Origin of the sequence: Pseudomonas putida (assembly GCF_004357765.1) — a bacterium.
Lineage (GTDB): Bacteria > Pseudomonadota > Gammaproteobacteria > Pseudomonadales > Pseudomonadaceae > Aquipseudomonas > Aquipseudomonas putida_U.
In genome coordinates this window covers 62,094-73,496 of sequence record NZ_SMTE01000011.1, presented here as the reverse complement: position 1 = coordinate 73,496, position 11,403 = coordinate 62,094, and the positions used below count along the sequence as shown (strand labels likewise).

Here is an 11,403-nt window from a genome sequence, read left to right as displayed (position 1 = left end):
ATTTCAAGACTTGTGGTGTGCCTGTGGGAGCGGGCTTGTCCCGCGAATACGTTGGAACCGCCAATGAAAAAATCTGCCTGTGCCGCTTTACTCTGCGCCCCCACATTCCTGCTGGCCGCCGAACGCGACGACGCGCTGAAACTCCCCGATGTACTCATCAGCGCCAACCGCCAGGTCGAATCGCGCACCGCCACCAGTGCCGCCAACACCGTCTTCACCCGTGACGACATCGACCGCCTGCAGCCCACCAGCGTCACCGACCTGCTCACCCGCGTACCCGGCGTGCAGGTGGCGCCGACCGGTGGCCGTGGCAGCCTGCCGGGCATCTTCATCCGCGGCACCAAGGCGGCCCAGAGTCTGGTGCTGGTGGACGGGGTACGCATCGCCAACGCCACCTCCGGCGACAGCGGCCTGCAGTTTCTCGATGTCGACCAGATCGAGCGCGTCGAGGTGCTGCGTGGCTCGCGCTCGGCGCTGTACGGCAGCGATGCCATCGGTGGGGTGATCCAGATCTTCACCCGCCGCGCCAGCGGTGCCGGCCTGCACCCTCGGCTGCGCCTGGCTGCTGGCAGCAATCACACCTGGCAACGCAGCCTGGGCGTGTCCGGCAATGACGGCGCCACGCGCTTCAACCTCGGCGCCAGCCTGGACGAAACCGCCGGCATCGACGCCACCGGTCCTTCGTTCGCCAGCGATAACGATCACGATGCCTACCGTAACCAGTCGCTCAACCTGAGCCTCAGCCATACCTTCGGCGAACGCTTCGAAGCCGGGCTGAACCTGCTCGATAGCCGTGGGCGCAGCGAGTACGACGAACCAAGGGGGCTTAGCCCGCAAGAGCCTTATTCTGATTTTTCCGTTAGCAGTGTCGGTATGTACTTTGATGCGCAGCTAACCGAGGGTTGGAACACTCGATTCGAAATGGCCCATAGCGAAAATCGCGATGACAGCCAAGACAAACTAGGCGATACCAGCTTCCCATTCAGCACCTATCGCGATCAGGTCACCTGGCAGAACACTTTGGCGTTGGATGAGCGCAACAGCCTGATATTAGGGGGAGACTGGTACGAGGACCGTGTGCATGCTAGTACTGCTTTCACCGAAACCAGTCGCTGGAATAGGGCGCTTTTTGCCCAGCACCGTTTTCAGGGCGAATACTTCTCGACTGAATTAGGGATACGCCATGATCAAAATCAGCAGTATGGTGATACAACGACATGGAGCAGCACCCTGACGGTTCCAATCGACCCGGCCAACGATGTGCTGTTTTCATACAGTGAGGGCTTCCGAGCACCGACTTTCAACGACCTGTATTTCCCCGACTACAACAATCCGACCCTCAAGCCAGAGCACTCAAAAAGCTACGAACTCCAATGGCGCACCCAGTTGAGCGAAAACAGCAGAATAGAAACGTCGCTTTACCGGACAAATCTCCGTGACGCCATCGAATACATCGACCGCCCTGAGAACGCCGGGAGCGCCCGTATCAACGGTTTCGAAATGGCTCTGAGTCAGGAGTGGGACGCGTGGAGCTCGCAGCTAGGTATAGCATTTACAGATCCGCGTAATCGCGAAAATGGTCATACTCTTTCTCGTCGGGCACGTCGCACCTTGAGTCTAGACATCGACCGTCAATTCGACCGTTTAGGGATTGGCGCTACGTGGCGGGCTATTAGTAAAAGTTTTAACGATGAAGCAAATACGGACACAGTAAGTGGCTACGGGACGCTTGCTCTACGTGCAAACTGGGCCCAAAGCCATGAGCTAGAATTCGATTTGAAACTGGATAATGTGTTGGACAAGCGATACAGCCGAACTCATTACAACTACCAGGGGCAAAACTACGGCTACCGCGAAGAAGGCCGCACGGCGTTGCTGAGCCTCACCTGGACACCGGCGCTTTAGCCGCAAGCATCGCGCATAGCCGAGCAGTGGCCTCGATCATCTGGCCGCTGGGGCGCTCGATCCCCTTGTCCGGTATCACCAGCAGACGCCCCTGCGCCACCGCGTCGATAGCTGACCAGGCGTGCCAGCTCTGCAGTTGCGCCGCATCGCCTGCCAGGATCACCTGCGGATTGCGCAACAGCACCGACTCCACACTCACCTGAGGTGCCGGCTGGTTCAGGTCGTCGAAGATATTGCGTGCCCCGCACACTGCCAACGCATCGCTGACCACCTGCCGTCCGCCGAGGGTATACAGCGGTCGATCCCAGACCTGGTAGAACACCCGTAGCGGTTGCTCGCGGTGATAGCGCTCGCGTAACTGGCGCAGGCGCTGACGCAACCCACTGGCATATACCTGCCCCCGTTCGGCCAGGCCCAGGCGCTGGGCAAGGGTATCGATCTGATCGATCAGTTGTGCAAGGGTGTGCGGCTCGGCGCTGTAGGTGGCGATGCCCAACCGCGTGAGCTGCTCGCGCTGGGCCGGGGCAATGCTGCCCGGCCACAACAGCAACAGGTCGGGCCGCAGGCTGACCAGGCGTTCGAGATCCAGCTGTCCCTGGCGCCCGACCGAGGGCAAGGCCTGCAGCGCAGCGGGTCGCTCGCCGCCGTCGAGTACGCCGACCAGCAGGCCGTCGGCCTGCAGTTCGAGCATGATTTCAGTCATTGAGGGCGCCAGGCTGATCACCCGCAGCGGCTCGGCCCGGGCGATGCAGGCCAGCAGTGCAAGGAGGCAGAGCAACAGGCGCATCGGCGCAACCGATCAGGCGTGGGGGACTTCGCCTTGGTGCTTGTTGCCCATCATGTGGCCCAGCTTGTCGGCCTTGGTGGCCAGGTACAGGCGGTTATGCGGGTTGTGCCCGGTATGCAGCGGCACCCGCTCGGCGACTGTGATGTGCATGTCGGTCAGCGCCTTGACCTTGCGCGGGTTGTTGGTCATCAAACGCAGAGACTTGACGCCCAGGTGCTCGAGCATTGGCAGGCACATGGCGTAGTCACGCTGGTCGGCAGCAAAGCCCAGGCGTTCGTTGGCCTCGACGGTGTCGGCGCCGCCGTCTTGCAGCTCATAGGCGCGGATCTTGTTCAGCAGACCGATGCCACGACCTTCCTGGCGCAGATACAGCAGCACGCCACGGCCTTCTCGGGCGATGGCCTGCAGCGCGGCCTCCAGCTGCGATCCGCAGTCGCAGCGCTGGCTGAACAAGGCATCGCCGGTCAGGCACTCGGAGTGCAGACGCCCCAGTACCGGCTCGCCATCGGCGATATCACCCAGGCTCAGCACCACGTGCTCGCGGCCGGTGGCTTCGTCAAGAAAGCCATGCATGGTGAAAGTCGCAAAAGGAGTCGGAAGCTTAGAGGCGGCAACAAAGACGACGGGCACGTTGTGCTCCTGGAATAAGTAGGACATTTCTCTGGATGCGATTGTATCAGCAGGTTGGCAGGTATGGGCGCGCTGAATACCGTCGCTTAAGATCGAAAAGTTCGATGCTTATGGGGCCCACCCTGGCATTACTGCGGCTTGCTGTCGGCACTGAACGGATAGGGCTGCTTCCAGTGCGCGAAAATCGCCTTCAGTTCGCCGCTGCGTACCAGTTCGGCCATGCGCCTGTCGAACAGGTCACGCAGGGCCTTGGCCTGCTCGCTGCGGGCAAATGCCAGGTACAACGGCAGTTCGGCGATGTGCGTGCGCCGGAACCGCTGGGGTTGCGAGGTCTGGTCAAGCACATAGTCGACCTCGGTCTGGGCATCGATGTAGAAATCAACCCGGTCATGCTCGAGCATCGGCAGGATGCCTTCACGGCGCTGGATCTCGCGAAAGTCGTGCACATTGGGCAGGTAACTGCCGTAGTCATAGCCGCGCACCCAGGCTAGCCGATAATGGCCGATGGTCTGCGGGGTCGGTATCGGCTTGCTGGCCAGACCCAGGGCATAGATGTGGTCCATGTCGAAGTGCCAACGCGGATACAGGTTGTCTTCGTTCTCGTCCTTGTACGAACCGACCCAGGCATCGGCCTCACCGCGCTTGACCAGGCCGATCGCGCGGCTGTAGGGCGCGCTCTGGGTCACCACCTTGACTCCGGCGGGCTCGAACACCTTGCGCAATACATCCCAGGCCACTCCGCTGCCATCGGCATTGGTGTAGTCGATCCATTCCTCGCTGACCAGATGGACCTGCTTGGGCAGGCCGTCGGCGGCAGCGGCCCAGGGGGCCAGGCTCAGCAGCATTGCCAATAACAACGTCTTCATGACCTTCGCCCCATTCCCTGTATCAGCCCACCGCCCAGACCAGGACCTGCATCCCCAGCCAGGCGAACACACCGGCCAGGATATCATCAAGCATGATCCCTACGCCGCCGTGCACGTGACGGTCGATCCAACGAATCGGCCATGGCTTGAGGATGTCGAAGAAACGGAACAGCAGGAACCCCGCCAGCAGCCATTGCCAGCCCTCCGGCACCAGCCAGAGGGTGATCCACATGCCGACCATTTCGTCCCAGACGATGCCTTCGTGGTCATGGACGCGCAGGTCGGTGGCCACTTTGCCGCACAGCCAGAAGCCGAACAGCATGGTGACGCCCAGCAGCAGCCAGTAGCCCCAGTCCGGGAGCATCTGCCACAGCGGGATGAATGGCAGAGCCACCAGCGAGCCCCAGGTCCCTGGGGCCTTGGGCAGGGTGCCCGAGCCGAAGCCGAAGGCAATGAAATGCCACGGATTGCGCCAGACCGAAGGCGGCACGAACTCCGCGGGCACCTGATTGGGGTGATCGGTCACGGTGTCTCCCTAAAATGTTGATAGCCCCGCTGCAGCGGGGTGATGTCCTGACCTTGGCGATCGCGCAGGCTCACGCCCTGCCCCTCGAGCACACGCCCGATGACATGAACGGGGGTCTGCGCCTGCAGGGATGACAGCTGCCCTGGTGGCAAGGTGAACGCCAGCACGTAATCGTCGCCACCGGCCACAGCGGCCTGCAAGGCCGCCTGCGGGCCGACAAAGCCCTGCAAAGCGGCTGACACCGGTACCTGGTGCAGGTTCACTTCCAGTGCCACCCCGGATGCCTTGGCAATATGCCCGCAATCGGCCAACAGGCCATCGGATATGTCCAGCGCCGCGGTGGCGCGCCCGCGCAGCAACTGGCCGAGGGCGAACTGCGGCGAGGGTGACCAGTAGTGATCGAGCAGGGGTTGCGCCAGGGCGTTGGGCGCCTCGCGCTCGCCAAGCACCAACGGCAGGGCGCCGGCGGCATTGCCCAGCTCGCCGCCCACGCACAGCAAATCGCCCGGCCTCGCGCCACTGCGGCGCAAGGCCTGCCCAGCTGGCACACGGCCAAACACGGTCACGGTGATGCTCAGGGGACCGCGGGTGGTGTCGCCACCGATCAACCCCAGCCGGCAGCGTCGCGCCATACGGTCGAGCCCATCGGCAAAGGCACGCAGCCAGGCCTCGCCGACTTCCGGCAAGGTCAGGGCAAGGGTGAAGGCGATCGGGGTCGCGCCCATGGCGGCCAGGTCACTGGCGGCCACGGCCAGCGAACGCTGGCCGAGCAGGCCAGGGTCACAGACCCGGGGAAAGTGCACGCCGGCAACCAGGGTGTCGGTAGACACCGCCAGTTGCTCGCCGGGAGGCAGGTCCAACAGGGCACAGTCATCGCCGATACCCAACGCCACGCCTTCGCCGCCCTGCGCGCATTGCGCGGCGGCGAAATAGTGGTTGATCAGCTCGAACTCACCCATGGCCGGACAGCGCTGGAATCAGCGCTTGGCCGCCTTGACTTCCGCTTCGCGCAGGATCGGCGCGAGCTTGTCCAGCACGCCGTTGACGAACTTGTGCCCGTCGGTGGCGCCAAACACCTTGGCCAGTTCCACGCCTTCGTTGATCACCACGCGGTACGGTACGTCGACGCGCTTGATGAACTCCCAGGTGGACAGACGCAGTACAGCCAGCTCGACCGGGTCGAGCTCGTCCAATGCCAGGTCCAGGCATGGAACCAGGGCCTTGTCGATTTCGCTCTTGATCGCCGGAACCCCATGCAGGATTTCGCGGAAATAAGCGCCATCGACATCGGAGAAATCGTTATCGACCCGGAACTGCGCTTCGACCTCGTTCAGCGAATGCTGAGCCATGTGCCACTGGTAGAGGGCCTGGGTCGCGAGCTTACGGGCTTCGCGGCGCTTGGCGCTCTTCGAGGGCTTGCCGGCATCCGCGGGTTTTGGATCGCGCGGGTTGAAACGATCGCTTTCGTCGCTAATCACTTGGCCTCCAACTGCGCCAGCAGGCTGACCATTTCCAGAGCGGACAGGGCAGCTTCAGCACCTTTGTTGCCGGCCTTGGTGCCGGAACGCTCGATGGCCTGTTCGATGGAATCGACGGTCAGGACGCCGAAGGCTACCGGCACACCGAACTCCATCGACACCTGGGCCAAGCCCTTGGTGCATTCGCCCGCCACGTATTCGAAGTGCGGGGTACCGCCACGGATCACGGCGCCCAGGGCGATGATCGCGTCGTATTCGCTTTGCTGGGCGACTTTCTGTGCCACCAGCGGGATTTCGAAGGCGCCCGGGGCACGGATGATGGTGATGTCGCTTTCGCTGACACCGTGGCGTACCAGGGCATCAACGGCACCGCTCACCAGGCTTTCGACGACGAAGCTGTTGAAGCGGCCAACCACCAAAGCATAGCGACCTTTGGGGGCGATGAAGGTACCTTCGATGGTCTTCAGGGTCATTCCGATGTTCTCATCTTCAAGAGCGAGGCCGCGCAAGGGCGGCCTCTGCAGGGTTTGGACTCGAGCGCAGGGGCGCGAACGCCGCCTCAAGTCACTCGGAGGGCACGTATTCTACAACTTCCAGATCGAATCCGGATATCGCATTGAACTTCATCGGCGAACTCATCAGGCGCATCTTGCGCACGCCGAGGTCGCGCAGGATCTGCGAGCCGGCACCGACGGTGCTGTAGGTGGTCGGCGCCTTGACCGGCGCGTCGCCCGCGCTTTCGCGGATGTGCGCCAGCAGCACGTCGCCGTCCAGCGGGTGACCCAGCAGCAGCACCACGCCACTCCCGGCCTCGGCCACCGCGGCCATGGCGGCACGCAGGCTCCAGCGACCCGGTTGCTTGACCAGCAGCAGGTCGCGCAAAGGGTCCATGTTGTGCACGCGCACCAGGGTCGGCTGTTCGGCGCAGATGGTGCCCAGGGTCAGGGCCATGTGCACATCGCCTTCCACCGCATCGCGGTAGGTGACCAGGTTGAATTCGCCCAGCTCGCTCTCGATACGCTGCTCGGAAACACGCTGGACGGTACGCTCGTGGATCATGCGGTAGTGGATCAGGTCGGCGATGGTGCCGATCTTCAGGCCATGCTCGGCTGCGAAGACTTCCAGCTCGGCGCGGCGCGACATGGTGCCGTCGTCGTTCATCACTTCGCAGATCACGCCGCTCGGCTCGAAGCCGGCCATGCGTGCCAGGTCGCAAGCGGCCTCGGTGTGGCCGGCGCGGGCCAGGGTGCCGCCGGGCTGGGCCATCAGCGGGAAGATATGCCCCGGGCTGACGATGTCCTCGGCCTTGGCGTCCTTGGCTGCGGCAGCTTGCACGGTGCGGGCGCGGTCGGCAGCGGAGATGCCGGTGGTCACGCCTTCGGCGGCCTCGATCGACACGGTGAACTTGGTGCCGAAGCCGGAACCGTTGCGCGGCGCCATCAGCGGCAGCTTGAGCGTTTCGCAGCGCTCACGGGTCATCGGCATGCAGATCAGGCCACGGGCGTGCTTGGCCATGAAATTGATGTGCTCGGGCTGGCAGCACTCGGCCGCCATGATGATGTCGCCTTCGTTCTCACGGTCTTCGTCATCCATCAGGATGACCATTTTGCCCTGGCGGATGTCCTCGACCAGTTCTTCGATGCTGTTGAGCGCCACTGGCACCCCCTCTCAATCAGGATTTCAAGAAGCCGTTGGCGGCCAGGAAGCTTTCGGTTATGCCACTGCCCTTGCTCGGCTCGGCCGCCTTGTCACCCAGCAGCAGACGCTCCAGGTAACGGGCCAGCAGATCGACCTCAAGGTTCACCCGACGCCCTGCGCGGTAGTCGGCCATGATGGTTTCGGACAGGGTGTGCGGGACGATGGTCAGCTCGAATTCGGCGCCGTCGACCTCATTGACCGTCAGGCTGGTGCCGTCGACGGTGATCGAACCCTTGTGGGCGATGTACTTGGCCAGCTCCTTCGGCGCCCGCAGGCGGAACTGGATGGCGCGGGCGTTATCGCTGCGCGAGATGATTTCGCCGACACCGTCGACGTGGCCGCTGACCAGATGGCCGCCCAGGCGGGTGGTGGGGGTCAGGGCCTTTTCCAGGTTGACCTTGCTGCCGCTCTTGAGGTCGATGAAGGCGGTGCGCTTGAGGGTCTCGACACTGACGTCGGCCCAGAAGCCATCGCCGGGCAACTCCACGGCGGTCAGGCACACGCCATTGACCGCGATGCTGTCGCCGAGCTTGACGTCACCCAGGTCGAGCTTGCCGGTCTCGACGTAGACGCGCACGTCGCCGCCCTTCGGGGTCAGGCTGCGGATGGTGCCGATGGATTCGATGATGCCGGTGAACATGATGCTTCCTCAGGAACGGTTGCGCGGGGCAAGCCCGGCATTATACGCCGGGTGCTGGCAGAGGGATGGCTGTGACCCGCCAGTCATCGCCCACTGCGCGCATTTCGATGATTTTCAGCCGAGGCGCCTCGCTCATCTGGCTCAGCGGCCAGTCCAGCAGCGGCCGGGCCTGGGAACCGAGGAAGGTGCCGGCGACGAACAGCTGGTACTCGTCGATCAGCCCTTGCCGGGCGAAGGCGCCGACCAGGCTGGGGCCGGCCTCGAGGAGGATGTCGTTGACGCCACGGGCGGCCAGGACGCGCAGCAACGCGGGCAGGTCGACCTGGCCATCGCTGCCAGGCAGGCTGAGCAGTTCGTGGCCGGCCTCGGCATACCGCGAGTCTGCCGCCTGAGCGGTGACAACCAGGGCTGGGCCGGCCTGGAAGAATGGCGCGTCGAGCGGCAGACGCAGGCGGCCATCGATCAGCACGCGCAGCGGCGTGCGGCTCAATGCCAGCGCAGTGGTTTCGACATCCAGGCCAAGCTCGGCGCCGCGCACGGTCATCCGCGCATTGTCGGCCAGCACGCTGGCGGCACTGGTCAGCACAACGCTGGCACGAGCGCGCAGGCGCTGCACCGCCGAGCGGGCGGCGGGGCCGGTGATCCACTGGCTCTCGCCGCTGGCCATGGCGGTGCGACCATCCAGGCTCATCGCCAGCTTGGCGCGTACGAACGGCAGGCCGTGCTCCATGCGTTTGAGGAAACCTGGATTGAGCGCGCGCGCATCAGCCTCGAGCACGCCGCTGGTCACCTCGATACCGGCCTCGGCCAGGCGCCGCAGGCCAGTGCCCGCCACCTGCGGGTTGGGGTCCTGCATGGCCGCAACCACACGTGCTACGCCGGCCTTGACCAGCGCCTCGGCGCACGGCGGGGTACGCCCGTGGTGGCTGCACGGTTCGAGAGTGACGTAGGCGCAGGCGCCACGGGCACGCTCACCGGCCTGGCGCAGGGCATGCACCTCGGCATGCGGCTCGCCGGCACGCACATGCCAGCCCTCGCCCACCACCTCGCCGTCGCGCACGATCACGCAGCCCACACGCGGGTTGGGGTGCGTGGTGTAGACCCCCTTGCGGGCCAGTTCCAGTGCACGGGCCATGTAGTGGGCGTCGAGGATCGCGGTCTGGCTGGGCATGCTCATTCTTTGGCGGGCTCGCGGGCCAGACGGTCGATTTCTTCACGGAATTCGTCAAGGTCGCGGAAGCTGCGGTACACCGAGGCGAAGCGGATATAGGCGACTTCGTCGAGCTTGCGCAGCTCGGCCATGACCATTTCCCCGACCACCAGCGACTTGACCTCGCGTTCGCCGGTGGCGCGCAGGCGGCTCTTGATATGCGCCAGCGCCGCTTCCAGGCGCTCGACACTGACCGGGCGTTTTTCCAGGGCCCGCTGCATCCCGGCGCGCAGTTTGTCTTCATCGAAAGGCTGGCGGGTGCCGTCCTGCTTGATCAGCCGGGGCAGCACCAGCTCGGCGGTTTCAAAGGTGGTGAAGCGCTCGCCGCAGGCGACGCATTCGCGGCGGCGGCGCACTTGTTCGCCTTCGGCGACCAGGCGCGAATCGATGACCTTGGTGTCGTTGGCACCGCAAAATGGACAGTGCATGGTGGCAGGCAACAAAAAAAGGGAGAGCCATGGTAGCGCATTGCACTGGCAAGACAAGACAAAGGGTTTACCATCCAGATAAATCTGCCCTTTAAGGATGACTCCATGCAGCCTCGTGCGCTCGTCGTACTGTGCCTCTCCGGCCTACTCGCCGCCTGCGGCAGCGACCGGCCCAAGCCCGAACAGGCCCCGGCGCCCAGCCCTGCCAAGGTGGCGAAAAAAGCCGAGCCCCTGGGTCCGCTACCTGCCTACCAACGCGAACTGAGCGGCACCTTGCTGGAGGTCCCCGCGGGCGCCGAGGTCGAGCTGGCGCTGCTGGTGATCGACGAGCGAGACCGCCCGCAGCGCCTGTTGGCCAGTAGCAACCTGACCGGCACCGGCCAGGCCCTGCCCTACCAGCTGCGCTTCAACCCCGAAGCGTTTCCGGCTGGCGCTCGCGTCGAACTGCGTGGGCGTGCCAGCCGCTCCGGCCAGTTGATCCTGCATTTGCCACCCCTGCGCATCACCCAGGCCCAGACCCAGGCCACCGGCCCGCTGCGTTTCGAGAAAGCCCCATAATGGTCCCCAGCGCCCTGCAACAGGCCCTCACTGGCCTGATCGGCGAAGCGCGCCTGGTGGTCAGTGAACTGCCTGCAAGCCCCCTGAAACTCTGGCTGATCGACGACCAGAACATGGACCGCGCCTTCAGCAGCGACGAAACCCGGCGCATCCTCGAAGAACCGCCCTACTGGTGCTTCTGCTGGGCCAGCGGGCTGGCCATGGCGCACTACCTGGCTGAGCACCCGCACTGGGTCGAAGGTAAGCGGGTGTTGGACTTCGGTGCAGGATCCGGCATTGCCGGCATCGCCGCCGCCCAGGCAGGCGCCCTGGAAGTGGTGGCCTGCGATCTCGATCCGTTGGCTCTGCAAGCGTGCCAGGCGAATGCGGCGCTCAATGGCGTGACGCTTGGCTACAGCAGCGACTTTTTCGCCGAGGCCGATCGCTTCGACCTGATTCTGGTGGCCGACGTCCTCTACGACCGCGCCAACCTGCCACTGCTCGATGCCTTCCTCGGCCGTGGCCGGCAAGCACTGGTGGCGGACTCGCGGGTGCGCGACTTCAGCCATCCGCTGTATCGGCAATTGGGCACGCTCGATGCCCTGACCCTGCCGGACCTGGCCGAGCCACACGAATTCCGCCGGGTCAGCCTGTACCACGCCAGCCGCGAGCCTTTATAGTGGTGCCATTCACGGATT

The 11,403-nt window shown here is 64.3% G+C and carries 14 protein-coding genes; 3 read left to right on the top strand and 11 right to left on the bottom strand.

The features are described from left to right. Positions 1-63: 63 nt before the first annotated feature. Complete coding sequence (locus E2H86_RS17770) at positions 64-1,905, top strand: TonB-dependent receptor plug domain-containing protein (protein WP_133330120.1); 1,842 nt, start codon at positions 64-66, stop codon at positions 1,903-1,905. Here the strand turns inward: E2H86_RS17770 and E2H86_RS17765 are convergent. The 11 genes from E2H86_RS17765 to nrdR all read right to left on the bottom strand — a co-directional run bounded on the left by E2H86_RS17765 (position 1,883) and on the right by nrdR (position 10,168). Continuing rightward, entirely contained in the window at positions 1,883-2,692 is an 810-nt protein-coding gene (locus E2H86_RS17765; protein WP_133330118.1) for a cobalamin-binding protein, read from the bottom strand. The genes E2H86_RS17770 and E2H86_RS17765 overlap by 23 nt on opposite strands. A gap of 12 nt (positions 2,693-2,704) precedes the next feature. Further along, a complete protein-coding gene (ribA, locus tag E2H86_RS17760; protein ID WP_133330116.1) occupies positions 2,705-3,322 on the bottom strand; it encodes a GTP cyclohydrolase II in 618 nt (205 codons plus the stop codon). Between the two features lie 128 nt (positions 3,323-3,450). After that, positions 3,451-4,188: a substrate-binding periplasmic protein gene (locus tag E2H86_RS17755; RefSeq protein ID WP_133330114.1), complete on the bottom strand. Its 738-nt coding sequence runs from the start codon at positions 4,186-4,188 to the stop codon at positions 3,451-3,453. A gap of 22 nt (positions 4,189-4,210) precedes the next feature. Then, entirely contained in the window at positions 4,211-4,714 is a 504-nt protein-coding gene (locus E2H86_RS17750; RefSeq protein WP_133330112.1) for a phosphatidylglycerophosphatase A family protein, read from the bottom strand. After that, the gene (thiL, locus tag E2H86_RS17745) at positions 4,711-5,673 is read right to left on the bottom strand and encodes a thiamine-phosphate kinase (protein WP_133330110.1); all 963 of its coding nucleotides are present in this window, start codon (positions 5,671-5,673) and stop codon (positions 4,711-4,713) included. The genes E2H86_RS17750 and thiL overlap by 4 nt, the downstream gene beginning before the upstream one ends. 18 nt (positions 5,674-5,691) lie before the next feature. Next, entirely contained in the window at positions 5,692-6,192 is a 501-nt protein-coding gene (gene nusB / locus E2H86_RS17740; RefSeq protein ID WP_133330107.1) for a transcription antitermination factor NusB, read from the bottom strand. Further along, positions 6,189-6,665 carry a 6,7-dimethyl-8-ribityllumazine synthase gene (ribH, locus tag E2H86_RS17735; protein WP_133330105.1) on the bottom strand — a complete coding sequence of 159 codons (477 nt, stop codon included), beginning with the start codon at positions 6,663-6,665 and terminating at the stop codon, positions 6,189-6,191. The genes nusB and ribH overlap by 4 nt, the downstream gene beginning before the upstream one ends. Positions 6,666-6,756: 91 nt before the next feature. Then, entirely contained in the window at positions 6,757-7,848 is a 1,092-nt protein-coding gene (gene ribBA, locus E2H86_RS17730) for a bifunctional 3,4-dihydroxy-2-butanone-4-phosphate synthase/GTP cyclohydrolase II (RefSeq protein WP_133330103.1), read from the bottom strand. Between the two features lie 16 nt (positions 7,849-7,864). Next, entirely contained in the window at positions 7,865-8,530 is a 666-nt protein-coding gene (locus E2H86_RS17725) for a riboflavin synthase (RefSeq protein ID WP_133330101.1), read from the bottom strand. Between the two features lie 40 nt (positions 8,531-8,570). Beyond that, on the bottom strand, positions 8,571-9,701 hold the full coding sequence (gene ribD / locus E2H86_RS17720; protein WP_133330099.1) for a bifunctional diaminohydroxyphosphoribosylaminopyrimidine deaminase/5-amino-6-(5-phosphoribosylamino)uracil reductase RibD: 1,131 nt from the start codon (positions 9,699-9,701) through the stop codon (positions 8,571-8,573). 2 nt (positions 9,702-9,703) lie between these two features. After that, a complete protein-coding gene (gene nrdR / locus E2H86_RS17715; protein WP_165976087.1) occupies positions 9,704-10,168 on the bottom strand; it encodes a transcriptional regulator NrdR in 465 nt (154 codons plus the stop codon). 105 nt (positions 10,169-10,273) lie between these two features. On the opposite strand from nrdR, the gene E2H86_RS17710 reads away from it, so the two are divergent. Together E2H86_RS17710 and E2H86_RS17705 are read left to right on the top strand one after the other, a co-directional pair. Further along, complete coding sequence (locus tag E2H86_RS17710; RefSeq protein ID WP_133330095.1) at positions 10,274-10,726, top strand: YbaY family lipoprotein; 453 nt, start codon at positions 10,274-10,276, stop codon at positions 10,724-10,726. Further along, the gene (locus tag E2H86_RS17705; protein WP_133330093.1) at positions 10,726-11,385 is read left to right on the top strand and encodes a class I SAM-dependent methyltransferase; all 660 of its coding nucleotides are present in this window, start codon (positions 10,726-10,728) and stop codon (positions 11,383-11,385) included. The genes E2H86_RS17710 and E2H86_RS17705 overlap by 1 nt, the downstream gene beginning before the upstream one ends. Positions 11,386-11,403 lie beyond the last annotated feature (18 nt).